This is a genomic window from Microbacterium sp. Root280D1 (genome assembly GCF_001428975.1).
Lineage (GTDB): Bacteria > Actinomycetota > Actinomycetes > Actinomycetales > Microbacteriaceae > Microbacterium.
The window spans coordinates 1-18,393 of record NZ_LMJK01000004.1 but is presented as its reverse complement, the minus strand read 5'-3'; the positions used below and the strand labels follow the sequence as shown (position 1 = coordinate 18,393).

General features: G+C 69.3%; 16 protein-coding genes and 1 pseudogene. 9 read left to right on the top strand and 8 right to left on the bottom strand.

Features of this window, described 5'->3' with window-relative positions; translation table 11 throughout:
• Positions 1–79 precede the first annotated feature (79 nt).
• Together ASE34_RS16640 and ASE34_RS16635 are read left to right on the top strand one after the other, a co-directional pair.
• Positions 80–976, top strand: a complete 897-nt coding sequence (locus tag ASE34_RS16640) for an ABC transporter ATP-binding protein (protein ID WP_053098032.1) — start codon at positions 80–82, stop codon at positions 974–976.
• Positions 977–1,023: 47 nt separating this feature from the next.
• A complete protein-coding gene (locus tag ASE34_RS16635; protein ID WP_053099273.1) occupies positions 1,024–2,079 on the top strand; it encodes an ABC transporter permease in 1,056 nt (351 codons plus the stop codon).
• Positions 2,080–2,169: 90 nt separating this feature from the next.
• On the opposite strand, the gene ASE34_RS16630 is transcribed toward ASE34_RS16635, so the two are convergent.
• Positions 2,170–5,652, bottom strand: a complete 3,483-nt coding sequence (locus ASE34_RS16630) for a bifunctional proline dehydrogenase/L-glutamate gamma-semialdehyde dehydrogenase (protein ID WP_056280370.1) — start codon at positions 5,650–5,652, stop codon at positions 2,170–2,172.
• 149 nt (positions 5,653–5,801) lie between these two features.
• On the opposite strand from ASE34_RS16630, the gene ASE34_RS16625 reads away from it, so the two are divergent.
• Both ASE34_RS16625 and ASE34_RS16620 read left to right on the top strand, forming a co-directional pair.
• Positions 5,802–6,710 (top strand): LysR substrate-binding domain-containing protein, encoded by a 909-nt coding sequence (locus ASE34_RS16625; protein ID WP_053098034.1) that lies wholly within the window; start codon positions 5,802–5,804, stop codon positions 6,708–6,710.
• A 119-nt stretch (positions 6,711–6,829) separates the two neighbouring features.
• On the top strand, positions 6,830–7,417 hold the full coding sequence (locus tag ASE34_RS16620) for a nitroreductase family protein (RefSeq protein ID WP_053098035.1): 588 nt from the start codon (positions 6,830–6,832) through the stop codon (positions 7,415–7,417).
• A gap of 94 nt (positions 7,418–7,511) precedes the next feature.
• Here the strand turns inward: ASE34_RS16620 and ASE34_RS16615 are convergent, their stop codons facing one another.
• Positions 7,512–9,734, bottom strand: a complete 2,223-nt coding sequence (locus ASE34_RS16615; protein WP_082586711.1) for an ATP-dependent Clp protease ATP-binding subunit — start codon at positions 9,732–9,734, stop codon at positions 7,512–7,514.
• A 64-nt stretch (positions 9,735–9,798) separates the two neighbouring features.
• Positions 9,799–11,013 (bottom strand): bifunctional phosphopantothenoylcysteine decarboxylase/phosphopantothenate--cysteine ligase CoaBC, encoded by a 1,215-nt coding sequence (coaBC, locus tag ASE34_RS16610; protein ID WP_056280659.1) that lies wholly within the window; start codon positions 11,011–11,013, stop codon positions 9,799–9,801.
• Positions 11,014–11,081: 68 nt separating this feature from the next.
• Between coaBC and ASE34_RS16605 the strand changes: the two genes are divergently transcribed.
• A complete protein-coding gene (locus tag ASE34_RS16605; RefSeq protein ID WP_056280366.1) occupies positions 11,082–11,783 on the top strand; it encodes an NRDE family protein in 702 nt (233 codons plus the stop codon).
• Positions 11,784–11,866: 83 nt separating this feature from the next.
• On the opposite strand, the gene ASE34_RS16600 is transcribed toward ASE34_RS16605, so the two are convergent.
• Positions 11,867–12,841, bottom strand: coding sequence for a GlxA family transcriptional regulator (locus ASE34_RS16600; RefSeq protein WP_171822003.1), 975 nt, complete (start codon positions 12,839–12,841; stop codon positions 11,867–11,869).
• A gap of 90 nt (positions 12,842–12,931) precedes the next feature.
• On the opposite strand from ASE34_RS16600, the gene ASE34_RS18045 reads away from it, so the two are divergent.
• From ASE34_RS18045 to ASE34_RS17685, 3 genes are read left to right on the top strand one after another with little or no spacing between them, the layout of a single operon-like run.
• On the top strand, positions 12,932–13,093 hold the full coding sequence (locus ASE34_RS18045; protein WP_171821952.1) for a hypothetical protein: 162 nt from the start codon (positions 12,932–12,934) through the stop codon (positions 13,091–13,093).
• Positions 13,094–13,144: 51 nt separating this feature from the next.
• Positions 13,145–13,699: a hypothetical protein gene (locus ASE34_RS16595; protein ID WP_157538304.1), complete on the top strand. Its 555-nt coding sequence runs from the start codon at positions 13,145–13,147 to the stop codon at positions 13,697–13,699.
• A 15-nt stretch (positions 13,700–13,714) separates the two neighbouring features.
• Positions 13,715–14,224 carry a hypothetical protein gene (locus ASE34_RS17685; protein ID WP_082586710.1) on the top strand — a complete coding sequence of 170 codons (510 nt, stop codon included), beginning with the start codon at positions 13,715–13,717 and terminating at the stop codon, positions 14,222–14,224.
• Here ASE34_RS17685 and ASE34_RS16585 read toward each other — a convergent pair.
• The gene (locus ASE34_RS16585) at positions 14,209–15,453 is read right to left on the bottom strand and encodes a glycosyltransferase family 4 protein (protein ID WP_321163945.1); all 1,245 of its coding nucleotides are present in this window, start codon (positions 15,451–15,453) and stop codon (positions 14,209–14,211) included. The two genes, ASE34_RS17685 and ASE34_RS16585, sit on opposite strands and share 16 nt — an antisense overlap.
• Entirely contained in the window at positions 15,450–16,676 is a 1,227-nt protein-coding gene (locus ASE34_RS16580) for a glycosyltransferase (protein WP_056280360.1), read from the bottom strand. The genes ASE34_RS16585 and ASE34_RS16580 overlap by 4 nt, the downstream gene beginning before the upstream one ends.
• Positions 16,677–16,797: 121 nt before the next feature.
• Here ASE34_RS16580 and ASE34_RS16575 point away from each other — a divergent pair, with 121 nt between their 5' ends.
• Positions 16,798–17,388, top strand: a complete 591-nt coding sequence (locus ASE34_RS16575; RefSeq protein WP_056280357.1) for a hypothetical protein — start codon at positions 16,798–16,800, stop codon at positions 17,386–17,388.
• Positions 17,389–17,500: 112 nt separating this feature from the next.
• Here ASE34_RS16575 and ASE34_RS16570 read toward each other — a convergent pair whose 3' ends face one another.
• Together ASE34_RS16570 and ASE34_RS18225 are read right to left on the bottom strand one after the other, a co-directional pair.
• Entirely contained in the window at positions 17,501–18,043 is a 543-nt protein-coding gene (locus ASE34_RS16570) for an HNH endonuclease signature motif containing protein (protein WP_157538303.1), read from the bottom strand.
• Positions 18,001–18,393: pseudogene (locus ASE34_RS18225) on the bottom strand (DUF222 domain-containing protein); the annotation flags it as partial. The gene ASE34_RS16570 and the pseudogene ASE34_RS18225, both read right to left, overlap by 43 nt.

The following is an 18,393-nucleotide window of genomic DNA, read 5'->3' as shown; positions in this document are numbered from 1 at the left end:
TCCCGCGCTGCGCAACTCCACCCGCAGATCCGCCACGTGGGGGATGCCGCGGTCCCGCACCGCGCCATAGCGTGAAGGCATGACCACAGGAAAGCTCGTACTCACCGGCATCACCAAGAGCTACGGCTCTCGGCGCGTGCTCGACGACGTCTCATTCGAGGTGGCGCCGGGGCGCCTCACCGGGTTCGTCGGCGGCAACGGCGCCGGCAAGACCACGACCATGCGCATCGTCCTCGGGCTGCTCGGCTCCGACGGGGGCACCGTCGCACTCGACGGTCGGCCGCTGTCGAGCACCGACCGGCGCCACTTCGGCTACATGCCCGAAGAGCGCGGCCTCTACCCGAAGATGAAGGTGCTCGAGCAGATCGTCTACCTCGCCCGCCTGCACGGCTTCAGCAAGGCGGATGCCGAGTCGCGCGCGACCGCGCTGCTCACCGAGCTGGGACTCGGCGAGCGCCTGGGAGACACGATCGAGTCGCTGTCGCTCGGCAACCAGCAGCGCGCGCAGATCGCCGCCGCCCTCGTGCACGACCCCGAGGTGCTCATCCTCGACGAGCCGTTCTCGGGCCTCGACCCGCTCGCGGTCGACGTCGTCGCGTCGGTGCTCCAGGCGAGCGCCGCCAAGGGAGCGTCGATCCTGTTCTCCTCGCACCAGCTCGATGTGGTCGAGCGGCTCTGCGACGACCTGGTGATCCTCGCCGGCGGCACGATCCGCGCGGCCGGCTCGCGCGACGGGCTGCGCGCTCAGCACGCCGGCGACCGCTACGAGCTGGTCTCCGCCGGGGATGCCGGCTGGCTGCGCGCCGAGCCCGGCGTGACCGTGATCGATTTCGAGGGCGGCTACGCCCTGTTCGACGCCGAAGACGCCGACACCGCGCAGCGCGTGCTGCGCACCGCCGTCGAACGCGGAGACGTCGCGAGCTTCGCCCCCAAGCATCCGTCCCTCGCCCAGATCTTCAAGGAGGTCATCCAGTGAGCACCTCGAACACCACCGGGTCTGCAGGCTCGCCCTCGCAGGCATCGATGATCTGGCTCGTCGCCGAGCGGGAGATCGGGTCGAAGCTGCGCAGCAAGGCGTTCCTGATCTCCACCGGAATCCTGCTGCTGCTCGCCCTCGCCGGCATCGTGATCGGGGGCTTCGCGAGCAAGAACACCGATGCGATGCCCGTCGCAGTGACCTCCGAGACGGCATCCGAGGTGTCGGCTCTCCCCTCAGTCGAGATCACCGAGGTCGCCGACCAGGCCGCGGCCGAAGAGCTCGTGCGATCGGAGAAGGTCGACGCCGCGGTGCTCCCCGGCGACGGACCGACCGGGGTGACGATCATCGCTCTCAAGGACGCCCCGACCAGCCTCGTGTCGGCGCTGTCGCAGGCACCCGACATCGAGATCCTCGAACCGGCCACGACGAACCCGCTGCTGCGGTACTTCATCGCGATCGCGTTCGGAGTCGTCTTCATGGGTGCGGCGGCGACCTTCGGCGGCACCATCGCGCAGAGCGTCGTGGAGGAGAAGCAGACCCGCGTGGTCGAGATCCTGCTGTCGACCATCTCGGCCCGCACGCTGCTGGCGGGCAAGGTGATCGGCAACACGATCCTCGCGATGGGTCAGATCCTCGCCCTCGCCGCGGTCGCCACCATCGGTCTCATAGCGACGGGTCAACGCGAGGTGCTGTCGACCCTCGGCGCCCCGATCATCTGGTTCGCCGTGTTCTTCCTCTTCGGCTTCATCCTGCTGGCGGCCCTGTTCGCCGCTGCCGCATCGATGGTCTCGCGTCAGGAGGACATCGGCTCGACCACCACCCCGATCACGATGCTGATCATGGCGCCGTACATCCTGGTAATCTTCTTCAACGACAACCCGCTGGTGCTGACGATCATGTCGTACGTGCCGTTCTCGGCTCCGGTCGGCATGCCGATGCGGCTGTTCGTCGGCGAGGCGCAGTGGTGGGAGCCGCTGCTCAGCCTCGTGATCCTGCTCGCCAGCTGCGTCGCGGCGATCATGATCGGCGCGAAGATCTACGAGAACTCGCTGCTGCGCATGGGGTCGCGGGTCAAGCTCGGCGAGGCGCTGCGCGGCTGAGGTCGCTCGGACATCCCTCCATCGACGAGGCCCCACCCCGCAGACGTCTGCAGGGTGGGGCCTCGTCGTTCAGACGGTCACAGTCCGGGATCAGATCAGGCCCTCCGACAGGGTCGTCGGGTTGCCGAACCGGTGGTTCGTGATCGAGACGGCCTGCTCGTGCAGGAACGGCAGCATCTCGACGCGACCCGCACCCGTCACGGCGTGCGACCAGACGGCGACATCAGGCGTGCCACCGAGGGCCTCGAACAGGGCCGACGCATCGCCGCCCACCAGGCGCACGCGCTGCCAGGTGTGCTCGGCCTTCGCCGCGGCCTTCGCGTAGCGCTTGACCCAGGCGGCGTCGTTCTCGATCTTCGGAGTCACGCCCTGCGCGCGCAGCGCCTTCTCGACGCGAGACGGCAGAGCGGATGCCGACACCGTGAACGGGCTGCCGCTGCGCAGCGCAGAGGCGATCACGCGGATGCCGTCGGCGAGCGACGCCGCCTCGGCGATGCGCACGTCGACGGCGACCGGGCGGTACCGGAACACGTTGCGCTCGACACCGAGACCGGACTTGTCGCTCACGGCGCCGAACTCGTCGACCCAGGCACGCTCGTCGGACGCGGCGGCGCGATGCAGCCACTCGATCTCGACGGCGCCGAGGTCTGCACCCGCAGCGGCGAGCACGGCCTCGACGGCCGAGTTCACGGCGGCGCCGGGCGCTGCGGCGGGAAGTTCGGCCGGGGCCCACTCTCCGAGGCCGAACAGGTAGTTCGGGCCACCGGCCTTCGCGCCGGCACCGACCGCGGAGCGCTTCCAGCCGCCGAACGGCTGACGCTGCACGATCGCGCCGGTGATGCCGCGGTTGACGTAGAGGTTGCCGGCCTCGACCTGGTCGAGCCAGGTGGCGACCTCATCGGAGTCGAGCGAGTGGATGCCGGCGGTGAGGCCGTAGTCGACGGCATTCTGCAGACGGATCGCCTCGTCGAGGTCCTTCGCGCGCATGATGCCGAGCACGGGTCCGAAGAACTCCGTCAGGTGTGTGGTCGAGCCCGGAGCGACGCCGATCTTGACGCCGGGAGTCCACTGACGCCCCTCGTCGTCGAGCTTCTTCGGCTCGACGAGCCAGCGCTCGCCCTTTTCGAGAGTCGTCAGCGCCGTGAGCAGCTTGCCGTTCGCCGGCTCGATGATCGGTCCCATCTGGGTCGCCGGGTCGTCGGGCAGGCCGACGCGCATCGAGGTGACGGCGTCGACCAGCTGACGCTCGAAGCGCTGCGAGTCGGCGACCGAGCCCACGAGGATCGCGAGCGATGCCGCCGAGCACTTCTGCCCCGCGTGGCCGAACGCGCTGCGGGCGACGTCGGCGGCCGCGAGGTCGAGGTCGGCCGACGGCGTCACGATGATCGCGTTCTTGCCGCTGGTCTCGGCGAGCAGCGGCAGGTCGGAGCGGAACGAGCGGAACAGCTGCGCCGTCTCGTAGGCACCGGTGAGGATGACCCGGTCGACCTCGGGGCTGGCGACGAGGCGCGTGCCGAGATCGCGGTTCGCGAGATCGACGAGGGCGAGCAGGTCACGCGGCACACCGGCGGCCCACAGCGCCTCGACCATGACCGCGCCGCAGCGCTGCGTGAGCTTGGCGGGCTTGATGATCACACCGGAGCCCGAGGCGAGGCCGGCGAGCACTCCACCGGCGGGGATCGCGACCGGGAAGTTCCACGGCGGCGTCACGACGGTGACCTTGGACGGGACGAACTCCGCACCGGAGACGTTCTCGAGGTCGAGGGCACGCTCGGCGTAGTAGTGCGCGAAGTCGATCGCCTCCGAGACCTCCGGGTCGGCCTCGGCGATGGTCTTGCCCGCCTCGTGGGCCATGATCTCGATGAGCTGGCCGCGACGGGCTGCGAGCTCGTCGCCCGCGCGGTGCAGCACGGCCGCACGCTCGGCGGCCGGCAGGGCGGCCCACCGCACGGCGGCGGCGGATGCGGCGGCGAAGATGCCGTCGAGCTCGTCGGTCGTCTCGACCTTGGCGAGAGCGATCGAGTCGAGACCCAGTGTCGACTCCACGGACCGCGCCAGGATCTCGCGACCCCAGGTGCGGTTCGCGGCGATCGCCGGGTCGCTGTCGGGCTGGTTCTCGAAACCGGTGGTCACCTCACCGCCGGCACCCGCGGCGCCCTCGGCCGCACGGTCCTGCACGCGGTTCGACGAGGGCACGGAGCGGTCGACCTCGAGACCGGCCAGGGAGCGCTCGAAGCGCTCACGCTCACGAGTGAGCAGTGCGGGGTCCGATGCGAGCTCGAACACGGCCGACATGAAGTTCTCCGGGCTCGCGTTCTCCTCGAGGCGGCGCACGAGGTACGCGATGGCCACGTCGAACTCGGCCGGGTTCACCACGGGCGTGTAGAGCAGCAGCTGACCGACGTCCTTGCGGACGGCCTCGGCCTGACCCGTCGCCATGCCGAGGAGCATCTCGTACTCGACGGCATCCGTCACCCCGCGGGCCTGCGCCAGCAGCCAGGTGTAGGCGATGTCGAAGAGGTTGTGTCCCGCGACACCGATGCGCACGGCATCCAGTCGCTCGGGCGTCATCGACCAGTCGAGCACCCGCTTGTAGTTCGTGTCGGAATCCTGCTTGGTGCCGTAGGTGGCGAGCGGCCAGCCGTGCACCGCCGAGTCGACGTGCTCCATGGCGAGGTTCGCGCCCTTGACGACGCGCACCTTGATCGGCGCACCGCCCTTCGCGCGGCGAGCCGAGGCCCACTCCTGGAGATGCTGCATCGCGCCGAGCGCATCGGGCAGGTAGGCCTGCAGCACGATCCCGGCCTCGAGCTTCTCGAGCCCGGGCTGGTCGAGGATGCTGGTGAACGCCGCGATCGTCAGGTCGAGGTCGCGGAACTCCTCCATGTCGAGGTTGATGAACTTGGTCTTGCCGGCGGCCTCCGAGGTCGCGGCGAGCTCGTACAGGGGGGTGAGCTTCTCGACGACGTCGGCCACGGCCTCGTCGAACGACCACATCGACAGCTGGCTGACGACGCTCGACACCTTGATCGACACGTAGTCCACGTCCTTGCGGGCGAGGAAGTCGTAGGTGCCCTGCAGGCGGCGGCCGGCCTCACGCTCGCCGAGCACCGCCTCGCCGAGGAGGTTGAGGTTCAGGCGGTTGCCGCTCTTGCGCAGCTTCGCGATCGCCGGGCCGAGCTTCGACGGCGTCGCATCGAGCACGAGGTGCCCGACCATCGCGCGCAGCACGCGGCGCGAGATCGGCACGACGACGCCCGGCAGCTTCGGCGCCCAGAAGCCGCCGGTCTTGATCGCGGCGCGGAGGTAGCCGGGCAGCAGCGAGGGCGTGATGTCCGAGAGGTCGGCGAGAGCGCGGCCGGCGACACTGAGGTCTTCCGGGCGCATCACGCCGTCGACGAAGCCGACCGTGAAGGCGAGTCCGTTCGGGTCCTTGAGAACCTCGGAGAGACGCTGCGCTGCGGGCTCGACGGGGTGCGTCTCGCTCTCGGTGAGCCAACGCTGCACGAGGGCGGCGACCTCGTCGGTGCTCGGCGTGGTGTCGGGGGTGGTGGTGTCGGCGACGACAGTCATCGGGGTGAGCCTTCCAGGGGGATCGCACACCCGGGAACGTGTGCGGCTCGATCATTGTCAGTCTCGCCGGTAGGCTACGTCTATCAACCGATTCGGGACCATTCTGTTCAGCCGGAGTGAACGATGGGGACGACTCCGAAAGGCTCAGGATGCTCGACGTCAACCGACTGCGGATGCTGGTCGAACTGTCTCGTCGCGGCACGCTCTCGGCCGTCGCCGATGCGCTCTCGTACAGCAAGGCTTCGGTGTCGCAGCAGCTCAGCGCCCTCGAACGAGACGTCGGCGTCCCGCTGCTCCGCCGGGTGGGGCGCGGCGTGCAGTTCACCCCGCAGGGCACCGTGCTCGTGGCCGAGGCGATCGGCATCCTCGATCAGCTCGAACACGCCGAGGTGGCGGTCGCCGAGTCGCTCACCGAGGTGACCGGCACCGTGCACATCGCGGTCTTCCAATCGACGGCGCACTCCCTGCTCCCCGGGGCGCTCAACGCGCTGCGCGAGCAGCATCCGGCCCTGCGCGTGGAGGTCACCGAGAGCGATCCCGAGACCGGGCTCGTCGGCGTCTCGAGCCGCGACTTCGACCTGATCCTCGCCGAGCAGTACCCCGGTCGCACCCGCCCGATCCACGCCGATCTCGATCGCGTGGTGCTCGTGCACGACTCCATCACGCTGGCCAGGAAGCCGGGGACCCGGGATGCCGAGGACGCCGTCGCCGCGCTCTGGTCGACCAGGGATGCGCCGTGGGTGCTCGAACCCGCAGGCACGGCGTCGCGAGCCTGGGCCGAGCAGCTGTGCCGCACCGCCGGCTTCGAGCCCGACGTGCGCTTCGAGGTCGCCGATCTCACGGCGCACGTGCGTCTGATCCGCGCCGGTCTCGCCGTCGGACTCCTTCCCGAGCTCGTGTGGGCCGGCGAGGCACCGACCGTCGCGCTCACGCCGCTGCCCGATGAGCCACGTCGGGAGATCTTCTCCTCCGCTCGTCGGGTATCGGCCGCAGCGCCGTCGATCCGTGCGGTGCGGCGAGCTCTCGCCTCCGCCGCATCCCGCAACCTGCTGGACTGAGCGCGGATCGTCCCCCGACGTCATCTCGCGTCATCGGGAATATGCGTTCACATACATCTGTTGAGACCCTCGTACCCGGACGAAGGAGTCCGATCGACTCCTTTTCGAAAGGCACTTCCGTGAGCACTCCCGTGATCGACCGCACCGCCCCCACCGAGCACCCCGTCCTCGACGTCCTCGCCGGGCGCTGGAGCCCCCGCGCCTACGACGCCGAGACCACGATCGACGACGCCAAGCTGAACGCCGCCCTCGAGGCCGCACGCTGGTCGCCGTCGGCCTACAACCTGCAGCCGTGGCGGTTCATCGTCGCTCGCCGCGGCACCGCTTTGTTCGACCAGGTCGTCGACTCGCTGGTCGAGTTCAACCAGCTCTGGGCCTCGAAGGCCTCGGCGCTCGTCGTCGCGATCGCCGAGACCGAGTCCGAAGAGGGCAAGGCGATCAGCCACGCGGTCTACGACCTCGGCCAGGCCGTCGCGCACTTCTCGGTGCAGGCCCACCATGAGGGTCTTCTCGTGCACCAGATGAGCGGCTTCGACCCCGAGGTCATCCGCGAGTTCGCCGACCTGTCGCCGCGATTCTCCGCCCTCACCGTCATCGCTGTCGGTGAGCTCGGTGACGCCGCCGGTCTTCCTGAAGGACTCCAGCAGGGCGAGGTCGCCCCGCGCGTGCGTCGCCCGATCGACGAGACCGTCATCCTCAGCGCCTGACGCATCGCCCACGGGCGACACACAAGAGGGGCGGATGCCATGGCATCCGCCCCTCTTGTCATGCCCGGGGGTGACCGAGGCACATGGCCGGGTCCTACTCGTCGAGCAGCTCGGCGTCGATCACATCGTCGTCGTCGGATCCGAGATCGGGCTCGGGCTCGGGTGACGTCGACGTGAGCATGAGCCCGCTGCCGTCGACCGCGACGTCGACCCTGACCAGGTCGCCGTCGTGCACGCCGCCCGAGAGCAGCGCCGTGGCCAGCTTGTTCTGCACCTCGGTCTGGATGAGACGCCGCAGCGGCCGGGCGCCGAACATCGGGTCGTAGCCGCGCTCGGCGAGCCACGACCGCGCGTCGGGCGTGACCGCCAGAGTGAGTCGCCGATCGCGCAGCCGGTCGTGCAGCTGGTCGATCGACAGCTCGACGATCTGCGCCAGGTCGTCCTGACTGAGCGCGGAGAACATCACGATGTCGTCGAGACGGTTGAGGAACTCGGGCCGGAACGCCTGGTGCACGAGCGCCATCACCTGCTCGCGCTTCTCATCGGGCGACAGCGTCGGATCGATGAGGATCGGCGAACCGAGGTTCGAGGTGAGGATCAGGATGACGTTCGAGAAGTCGACCGTGCGGCCCTGTCCGTCGGTCAGTCGGCCGTCGTCGAGAACCTGCAGCAGCACGTCGAAGACCTCGGGGTGCGCCTTCTCGACCTCGTCGAGCAGTACGACGCTGTAGGGACGCCGTCGCACCGCCTCGGTCAGCTGACCGCCCTGCTCATAGCCCACGTACCCGGGAGGGGCTCCGACGAGCCGGGAGACGGAGTGCTTCTCGCCGTACTCCGACATGTCGATGCGCACCATGGCGCGCTCGTCGTCGAACAGGAAGTCGGCCAGGGCCTTCGCCAGCTCGGTCTTTCCGACACCGGTCGGGCCGAGGAACAGGAACGATCCGGTCGGGCGACCGGGGTCGCTGATGCCCGCACGCGAGCGCCGCACGGCATCGGAGACGGCCTTCACGGCATCCTTCTGTCCGATCAGGCGCTTGCCGAGCTCGGATTCGAGGTGCAGCAGTCGCTCGCTCTCACCCTGCAGCAGTCGCCCGACGGGGATGCCGGTCCATGCGGCGATCACGGCGGCGATGTCCTCGTCGGTGACCTGCTCGTTGACCATGCGCCCCTCGGTCGACACCGTCGCCTCGGCCTGCTCGGCCTCGGCGATGTCGCGTTCGAGGCGCTTGATCGTCTCGTACTCGAGCTTCGAGGCGCGCGTGTAGTCGGCCTCCCGCATCGCGAGGTCGCGCTGCGTGATCGCATCGTCGAGCTGCTTCTTCAGGTCGCCGACACGGTTGAGGCCCTGGCGCTCGCGCGCCCAGCGGGCTTCGAGCTCGGCGAGCTGCGCCTCCATGCCCACGAGCTGCTCGCGGAGGGCCGCGAGCCGCTCTTTCGACGCGGCGTCCTTCTCGCGCTTGAGCGCCAGCTCTTCGAGCTTCATGCGGTCGACCTGACGCTTCAGCTGGTCGATCTCGACCGGAGACGAATCGATCTCCATCTTGAGCCGCGACATCGACTCGTCGATCAGGTCGATCGCCTTGTCGGGAAGCTGCCTGGCCGGCAGGTACCGGTTCGACAGTGCAGCGGCGGCGACCAGCGCGCTGTCGGCGATCGTCACCCCGTGGTGCGCTTCGTAGCGGCCCTTGAGCCCCCGGAGGATCGCGATGGTGTCCTCGACCGTGGGCTCACCGACGTAGACCTGCTGGAAGCGACGCTCGAGAGCGGCGTCCTTCTCGATGAACTCGCGGTACTCGTTGAGAGTCGTCGCGCCGATCAGCCGCAGCTCGCCCCTGGCCAGCATCGGCTTGAGCATGTTCGACGCCGCGACCGAGCCTTCGCCGCCGCCCGCGCCCATGAGCACGTGCAACTCGTCGATGAAGGTGATGATCTGCCCGTCGGATTCGGTGATCTCCTTGAGGACGCTCTTCAGCCGCTCCTCGAACTGGCCGCGGTACATCGCCCCGGCGACGAGGGCCGAGATGTCGAGCGACACGAGCTCCTTGTCATTGAGCGACTCGGCGACGTCACCCGCCACGATGCGCTGGGCGAGCCCCTCGACGACGGCCGTCTTGCCGACGCCGGGCTCGCCGATCAGCACGGGGTTGTTCTTCGTGCGACGGGTGAGCACCTGGCTGACTCGACGGATCTCGCTGTCTCGCCCGATCACGGGGTCGAGCTTGCCCTGTCGGGCACGGTCGGTCAGATTGATACCGAACTGCTGGAGGGCGGACTGCTGGTCATCGTTCTGGGCACTGCTCTGCGGGCTTGGCATGTGTTCCTCCTGGGGAGACTCCTTCGGGTCGGCATCCACAAAGTTGAGTGGATGTGACTCAAGTTTAGCGCATTCTGCGCGCGGCATCCAGGATCACGCGGGCGACCTCGCGCTTCGATCCGGCGGCGGATGCCACGACCTCACCTCCCGCCCCGACGATCTCGACCGCGTTGTCGCGCTTCTCGAAGCCGTGATCGGCGTTCGCGAGGTTCACCGCGAGCAGGTCGACGCCCTTGCGCTCGCGCTTGCGGCGAGCGCGCTCGCGACGTTCGTCCGCGTCCTCCGACGTCTCGGCCGCGAAGGCGACGATGGTCTGCCCCTGCGGCGCACGGCCGTCGGCGCGGGATGCCGCGAGCGCGGCGACCACGTCCTCGTTCTCGACCAGGTCGAGGTGCGTGAGCACGCCCTGCTCCTTGGTGAGCTTGTGCTCCGACACCGTCGCGGGGCGGTAGTCGGCGACGGCGGCGGCCATGATGACGATGTCGGCAGCCCCGGCGGCATCCTTCATCGCGTCGGCGAGCTCGACCGCGGTCCCGACCGGGACGACCCTGACGGACGGATGCCGGGCATCGGCCAGCACATCGGCTGAGATGTTGGCGGCGACCAGCGTGACGTTCGCGCCGCGGGCTGCGGCGTCCACCGCGAGCGCGATGCCCTGTCGGCCGCTCGACCGGTTGCCGAGGAAGCGCACGGGATCGATCGGCTCCCTGGTGCCGCCCGCGGACACGACCACACCCAGCCCGCCGAGGTCACGCGGCGCGAGGAGCGCGACGGCCGCCTCGAAGATCTGCTCCGGCTCCGACATGCGGCCGGGCCCTCTGTCGCCCCCGGCGAGCTCGCCGTCGGACGGGCCGACCAGATGCACTCCGCGCGACCTCAGGGTCGCGATGTTCGCCTGCGTGGCGGCGTTGCGCCACATCTCGGCGTGCATGGCCGGCGCGATGAGCACCGGAGCCTCGGTCGCGAGCAGCGTGGTGCCGAGCAGATCGTCCGCGATGCCCGCGGTGATCTTCGCGATCGAGTTCGCCGTCGCGGGGGCGACGATCACCAGGTCGGCGTTCTGGCCCAGTGCGACATGACGCACCCGCGCGACGTCGTCATGCACGCTCGTCGTGACCGGATGCCGGCTCAGAGCCTCCCACGTCGGGGTGCCGACGAATCGCAGGGCGTCCTCGGTCGGAACGACGGTCACCTCGTGTCCGGCCTTCGTCAGCAGACGCACCAGGTGCACTGTCTTGTATGCGGCGATGCCACCCGTAACCCCGACGACGATGTTCACGGTTCGATTCTGCCCCAGCATCCGACGTCGCGGGCCCGGGACTGCGACGCGCTTCTAGACTGGATCCCGTGTGCACCGTGGTGATCGATGTGGCCGGATCCGAGACCGCGCGACTGCTCGCGGTGCGCGATGAAGACCCGCAACGGGAGTGGGATGCCCTCGGCGAATGGTGGCCGGACGCCTACCCCGGGGTCTCGGGCATCCGCGACCGGCGTGCCGGTGGCGCGTGGCTCGCGGTGAATGCGGCGGACAGACGACTCGCGGTGCTGCTGAACCGCGCCGACGTCGTGGATCTCGCGGCAGACGTCGCCGTCTCTCGCGGTTCGCTCGCCCTCGAATCGGTCATGGGGCGGTCCCCGGTGGCTCCGCTTCCCATGCACGGCTTCAACCTGCTCGAGGTTCGGCCGGAGGGAGCGCGCGTGCTGAGCTGGGACGGCGCGGAGCTGCGCGAGACACCGCTCGGCGACGGCATCCACATGATCGCGCACGACGACCTCGACGACCTCGGCACTCCCCGGATCGCGGCGTGGCTGCCGGAGTTCCGGGCGCTCGGGCCCGCCGCCGACAGCGGCGACTGGACCGGCGAGTGGACGACGCTGCTCGCCTCGTCGGCACGGTTGGACCCGGAGGACGATCGGGCGATCATCCGCGACAACCGTCCGCACGGCTACCCGACCCAGTCGCTGCTGTACTGCACCGCCGAGGTCACCCCCGACAGCGTCGACGTCGACTATCGCGCGCTTCCCAGCCCCGGCCACTGGGACCACTGAGCAGCGAGCTCCGCTGAGCGCCGCGTGCGTCGCGCCGTGCAGCGTGCTCCGCTGAGCGCCGCGTGCGTCGCGCGGTGCCGCGCTCAGGCCGCAGACGACTCGCCGTCGTCGGCGCACGAGAAGCGCGCACGGTAGGCCGTCGGGGTGGTGCCGAGCACCCGCGAGAAGTTCTGCCGCAGCACGGCAGCCGACCCGAAGCCGCACTCGTCGGCGATCTGCTCGAGCGACAGATCGCTGCGCTCGAGCATCCGCTGGGCGTGCAGCACACGCTGCCGCGCCAGCCAGGCCGCCGGAGTCGCGCCGTACTCCGCCTTGAACCGTCGGGCGAACGTGCGGGGAGACATGAGCGCGCGGGCCGCGAGCTGGTCGACGCCGAGATCGTCGCGGAGGTGCGCGACGGCCCAGTCCGCGACGGCGGCGAGCGAATCGTTCTGCGCGACGGGGATCGGACGGTCGATGAACTGCGCCTGGCCTCCGTCGCGCTGCGGCGGCACGACCATGCGACGGGCGATGCGGTTGGTGAGCTCTGCCCCGAGCTCGATCCGCAGCAGGTGCAGGCAGGCGTCGATGCCCGCCGCCGTGCCTGCGCTCGTGATGATGCGGTCGTCCTGCACGAAGAGCACGTCGGGGTCGATGTCGATCTCGGGATACATCTCGGCCATCACGTCGGAGTACATCCAGTGCGTGGTCGCCCGACGCCCGTCGAGCACTCCGGCGGCGCCGAGGATGAAGGATCCGCTGCAGATCGTCAGCACCCAGGCGCCGCGCGCGACCGCGTCGCGGGCGACCTCGAGGAGCAGCGGGTCGATCTGCGTCCAGTACTCCCGGGGAACCGGACACAGGATGACGAGGTCCGCTTCGTAGGCGAACGACAGGTCGTGCTCGACGTTGATCGAGAAGCCGAGCTTCGACTGCACGACACCGGGGTGCGGAGCGACGACCCGGAAGTCGAAGTTCGGGACCCCGTCGTTCGACCGGTCCAGTCCGAACGCCTCGCAGGCGAGGCCGAACTCGAACGGCGCGAATCCGTCTTGGACGACGCAGGCGACGGTCTTCATCATGGCGCTCTCCCGGTTTGGCAGTTTTCCTACGTGCAGAGTCTATTCTGCCACTCGTGGCAGATCAACAGTGATCGTAGCTTTTCTGCCATGTTCCTCATCATCGCACTCATAGCCCTCGCCGTGTGGGCTCTCGTGTCCACGGTCATCGAACTCCGCCGCGACGGATACCGACGCGTTCCCACCGACTGGTCCCGCGTCGCCGATCGAGACGCGCTCGACCGAGCGGAGACCGGGCGCGTCTATCGCTGAACCGGAGCGGAATCTCCCAGCGCGCCGGCATGCGCGGCTACGCTCGTGTGCATGAGCGAGCCCCAGCAGCCTCCCGCGCAGCCACACGGAACTCCCCCGGACTACGCGGGCTCGCACTATCCGGCGCAGCCGGTACCGCAGCCGACACCGCAGCCGACGCAACCGCAGCACGCGCCGCACGACGGCCAGCCGTACGCCGGACAGCCCTACCCCGGACAGCAGCATGCCGGACAGCCCTATGCCGGACAAACATATGCCGGACAGCCGTACCCGGGCGAGCAGCGTCCGGCCCAGCCCGGAGCCGGCCTCGGGCGCACCGCCTTCCTCCTCGCTCTGGTCTCGCTCGCGATCGGGCTTGTCGTCACGCTGTCGTACCCTCTGATGTTCCGGATGACGGGCGACCCCTTCGCGATCGGCGCGTTCTCGGCGATCGGCAACGGACTCGTGCTGGTCGTCGCCGTCGTCGGACTCATCCTCGGCCTGATGTCGGTGCGACGACCGGGGCCGAAGATCCTCGCCGGCATCGCGATCGGCGTCACCGCATCGCAGCTCGTCGGAATCGTCATCTCGTGGGTGTCGAATCTCTTCTACGCACTTCCCTTCTGACCGTCCGGAGAATCGATGAGCGACCAGCAGCAGAACCCAGACGCCCCCCAGGATTCGGGCCAGCCGTATACGCAGCCAGGCCAGCCGTACGCGCAACGCGGCCAGCCCTATGCGCAACCCGGCCAGCCGTACGCGCAACCCGGCCAGCCCTCCGGACAGCCCGCCCAGCCCTACGGAGTCGCGACGCCGCCGTACGCATCAGGGCAGACAGCACCGCGGCCCGGGAGCCTCGGTCGCACCGCGTTGATCGTGGCGGTGAGTGCCGCGGCCGTGGGGCTCTTCTTCCAGATCGTCACCCCGTTCATGTACATGAGCGTCGGCTACCAGTTCGTCGATCTGCTGTCGAACCTCGTGAATCTCATCGTGCTGGCCGGCGCGGGTGCCGGTCTGGTGCTGGGACTCATCGCGCTTCGGCGCCCGGCACCTCACCTGCTCGCGGCGATCGCGATCGGCGTGGGCGGCAGCGCCGTCGTCGGCACCCTCGTCTCGTGGGTGTCGAACCTGTTCTACTACTTCGGGTTCTGAGTGCGAGACTCGGCCGCGAGCACGCGGTCGTAGACCTCGATCATCGCGGCGGTGCGCGACGACTGACGGAACGACTCCGAGACTTCGCGCATGGGCAGAGGTGCGGTGCCGGCAGCGATGTCGGATGCCGCGCGGCGCAGCGTCTCGACGAGACCCGCCCGTCGCTGGTCCTCGGTGCCTGACGCACCCGGGACCGCCCAGAGACCGCCACCCAGTTCTGCGGCGATGTCGGGGTCGCTGATCACAGACGGCGTGCCGAGCGTCGCCGCCTCGAACGGCGTCATCCCCTGCGTCTCGAAGCCGATCGAGGTCTGCACGAGCGCGTCAGCGGCGGCGATTCGCGCCAGCGTGTCGGGATAGCTGAGCTTGCCGGCGAATCGGACAGTCGGCAGGTCCTCGACGATCTTCTCGGCCGCGGCTCGCTGGGCGCCTCCGCCGATGATCTCGAGATCGGCATCGACCCCCGATTCGACGAAGGCCTCGAGGAAGGGGAGCAGTCGCTTCTCGGGGCTCATGCGCCCGAGCCAGACGAAACGGGGGCGCCCCGGTTCACGCTCGCCGGGCGCGGCGGCGAGGGTCGCGTCGCGGATGTCGTCGTCGATGCCGTTCCACACCACATCGACCGGACTGAATACCCCATGCTCTTCGAGGCGTCGGGCGAAGTGGGTCGACGGTGCTGTCACCGCTGACGCGCCGCCGGCGATTCCACGCAGGAACGCCCAGCCGTCACTGCCGCCGATCGTCGGCACCACCCCCGCGAGCGCCCGGCGCCGCCAGATGTTCAACGCAGAGAGCACCGGTCCATGCAGCGGGGTGACCGCGGCGATCCCCACGTCCACGCGGTTGTGCATGGTGTGCACGACGGGAATGCCGTGTCGAGCCGCATATCGGTGCCCGATGAACGCACCCCAGAAGTCCGCCTGGACATGCACGAGATCCACGGGCGGTCGATGCGTCAGCGCCCGATCGAGGAAGCGATCCGTGCGGCGTCCGGGCCAGCTCATCGAATACTCGCGGTCGACGGTGATCGGCACCGACGGCAGGTCGAGGTTCGAGGGATCGGTGCCGCCTGCAGCCCGCGATCCGTGCATCTTCGGTGCCACGACGGTCACGGTGTGGCCCGCGCGCTCGAGGAACTCGCGCTGCAGCCGCATCGACACCTGCGCCCCGCCGAGCGAGTCGAGGTGCTGATCGCCGAAGAAGACGATGTGCATGGCGGGTGCCGTCACTCGGGCAGGGGCTCGTCGCGGTACAGCGCCTCGAAGGTGTCGAGCGTGCGGTTGATGTCGTGGATCGCGACGCCGTCGAGAGATGCCTGCTGCATACGGGCGTACTCCCCGGGTGACGCGCTCAGCACATCGGTGAGCCGCGCCGCCAGGGCATCGGCATTGCCCGGTTCGAACAGGTAGCCGTTCTCGCCGTCGTGCACGAGGTGGGGCAGTGCGACGGCATCCGCCGCGACGATCGGGAGCGCGGAGGCCATGGCTTCCATCGTCGCGATCGACTGCAGCTCGGCGATCGAGGCGATCGTGAAGACCGAGGCACGCGAGAGCAGCGCCCGCAGTTCCTCATCGCTGGTGCGTCCGTGGAACGTCACGCGGTCGGCGAGGCCGAGCTGGTGCGAGAGATTCTCGAGCTGCTTGCGCTGGTCCCCGCCGCCGACGATGTCGAACGTGGCGTGCAGTGCGGGGTCGAGCTTCGTCATCGCCTGCAGGATGACCTCGACCTGCTTCTCGGCGGTCAGTCGGCCGACGAAGATGATGCGATTCGCGTCACGGGGCGCGACGACCGGCGTGTACTGGGTGCGGTCGATGCCGCAGCTGACGGGAATGACGTTCTCGACGGCGACGGTGCGCTCGAGGAAGTCGGCTGCTCGACGCGTCGGCGTCGTGATCGCGCGGGTCAGTGCGAAGGTGCGCTTCGCGTCTCCCCACGCCCACCGCAGCACGAGATCGTCGATGAACTTCGGCATCGTGGTGTGGTCGAGGATGTTCTCGGCCATCACATGGTTCGTCGCGATCACCGGGATGCCCCGCTCGTGGGCGATGCGCGAGAGGCCGCGACCGATCACGATGTGCGACTGGATGTGCACGACGTCGGGCTGCACGTCGTCGATGATCTTGCGGGCGTAGTGCTTCACGCGCCACGGCCAGACGAAGCGGAGCCAGTCGTGCGGAGCCCAGCGCACCGAGGGCAGTCGGTGAAGAGTCATCGGCTCGCCCTCGATGACCTCCGTCCGCGCGGGCGTGCGGCGGTAGACCAGGTTCGGGGCGACGACATGCACGTCGTGGCCGCGCTGCACGAGACCGGCGGCGAGGCGCTCGGCGAAGCGCGCGGCGCCGTTGATGTCGGGCGCGAAGGTGTCGCATCCGATCAGGATGCGCAGCGGACGGGGTCCCGTGTGGGGAGCGACGTCGGAAGCACTCGTCGGATCGGAGGTAGAGGAGGACATTCTGCCTTACGGTACGGCGGCCAGGGGAGCCCGATCGGGCGCTCGCCACTCTACCCGAGGGGCTTGTTCGAGCTGCTGAGGCATACCGGCATCCCTCAGCCTCACCCCCTACCGTGGAGGCATGCGACTGACTGCCGACGCCGACCCGCAACTGTGGATCCCCGTGACGGATTCGCTCGGATGGAGGGGTCGCCGGCACCGCAAGGCGGCGATCCGGATGCTGTTGGGGCAGGTGAACTCGGCGATCGGCGCCACGCAGCGTCCGGGCTCGCGGCTCGGCGCCTGGGCGATGAGCCAGGCGGCGCCGATGCTGATGCGCCGGGCGGACGGGCGCGTGCTCGTCTGGACCTGGAAGGCGGACCCTGAGCTGGTCGTGGCGATGGCGACCGCGCAGGCGCTGACTCCCGAAGTCCGGATCGCCCGCGCCTCGATGCCGATGGACTACGACGACACCCAGTCCTTCTCGAGCCGCTGGCTGGGCACGGGAGAGAAGCTCGTCGTGGCGATGCCGCCGTCCCCTGCATCTCCGCCGTTCGTCACCTACACCTGGGACACCGGCACGCACCTGGTGACGTTGACCGCGATGTGCAGCGACCGCGGACGCTTCGGCACGCTCGACGGTGCGCTCGATGACCTCGCGCGCAGCATCCGGGTCGCCGATGAGGTCACGGGCGGCGAATCTCCCGAGGTGCTCCGCCTCGGACCCGCCTGAGCTCGATTCTCCCGCCCGAGCGGCGGTTGCCAGAGTTCGATCGCGGGACCTTCCCGGGTCGTGGATGCGGGCGAAGGTGCCCTATTCGGCTGTTCTTCTCCGGTCAACGCCGTCAGGTCAGACCCGCATAGGGGCAGCTCGAACGTGCACGTTCCGCAGGACGCTGAGCCTCGGTGTGCGCCATCGTTCGTCGGGATCCCCCCGGTCCCCGCACCTGCGGGACCCCGTCGTCCATGCGGATCTCCCACCCCGAGGTCCCGAGGGATCGGTGGTGCCACCAGCACAACGGCACCCCGTTATCGGTATGAGTCGGACCACCCCTGGCATGCTCGACGACATGGTGGATCTCGCACCACGACGCGGGAACGTGGCACCCGGGAATGAGGCATTCTTTGTCTCGGGCGATGATCGCCCGGCGTTGGTGCACCGCGAACACCCGGTCGGTGGTCGTGATCCCGATGATCCTGCCCTCATCCACCAGCACCCGTTGAATCGTCCCCGCGCATCCGACGTGCGCGGCGACGGAGACCGGGACGTGGGCACCGGATCCGGCGACCGTCGCCCACCCACCGTTGCCGCCCATTCCGCCCACGAGATCACTCGCGTCGACGTTCACGACCAGGACCGGTGCCGCTCCACCGAGGGTGGGCCCCACCCACCGTTGCCGCCCATTCCGCCCACGAGATCACTCGCGTCGACGTTCACGACCAGGACCGGTGCCGCTCCACCGAGGGTGGGCATGTCCGTGTGCCGGGCGGCGATCCCGAACACCATCGCGAGAGCGTCGTGACGCTTCTGCGACGCGGTGCGGTCATCGAGCACACGCCGCGGATCCGAGTTGAACTGATCCCTATCGTCACAGTCCGCACCAGCACCAGCACCAGTACCAGCACCAGCACCAGCGTCGGCGCCCTCGCTCGGGGCGAAGTGCACTCCGGGCATGGGCGCGCCGCCACCTTTGGGGTTGAGGATCGCGTCCAGGATCAGCTGCAGCTGCGCCGCGAC

Bases quoted from the DNA above. Each gene is read 5' to 3' on its own strand.
- ASE34_RS16625 (WP_053098034.1), top strand. From the start codon at position 5,802: ATGCTCGACGTCAACCGACTGCGGATGCTGGTCGAACTGTCTCGTCGC.
- ASE34_RS16630 (WP_056280370.1), bottom strand. From the start codon at position 5,652: ATGACTGTCGTCGCCGACACCACCACCCCCGACACCACGCCGAGCACC.
- ASE34_RS16635 (WP_053099273.1), top strand. From the start codon at position 1,024: ATGATCTGGCTCGTCGCCGAGCGGGAGATCGGGTCGAAGCTGCGCAGC.
- ASE34_RS17685 (WP_082586710.1), top strand. From the start codon at position 13,715: ATGAGCGACCAGCAGCAGAACCCAGACGCCCCCCAGGATTCGGGCCAG.
- ASE34_RS16575 (WP_056280357.1), top strand. From the start codon at position 16,798: ATGCGACTGACTGCCGACGCCGACCCGCAACTGTGGATCCCCGTGACG.
- ASE34_RS16640 (WP_053098032.1), top strand. From the start codon at position 80: ATGACCACAGGAAAGCTCGTACTCACCGGCATCACCAAGAGCTACGGC.
- ASE34_RS16595 (WP_157538304.1), top strand. From the start codon at position 13,145: ATGAGCGAGCCCCAGCAGCCTCCCGCGCAGCCACACGGAACTCCCCCG.
- ASE34_RS16600 (WP_171822003.1), bottom strand. From the start codon at position 12,841: ATGAAGACCGTCGCCTGCGTCGTCCAAGACGGATTCGCGCCGTTCGAG.
- ASE34_RS18045 (WP_171821952.1), top strand. From the start codon at position 12,932: ATGTTCCTCATCATCGCACTCATAGCCCTCGCCGTGTGGGCTCTCGTG.
- ASE34_RS16615 (WP_082586711.1), bottom strand. From the start codon at position 9,734: ATGCCAAGCCCGCAGAGCAGTGCCCAGAACGATGACCAGCAGTCCGCC.
- ASE34_RS16580 (WP_056280360.1), bottom strand. From the start codon at position 16,676: ATGTCCTCCTCTACCTCCGATCCGACGAGTGCTTCCGACGTCGCTCCC.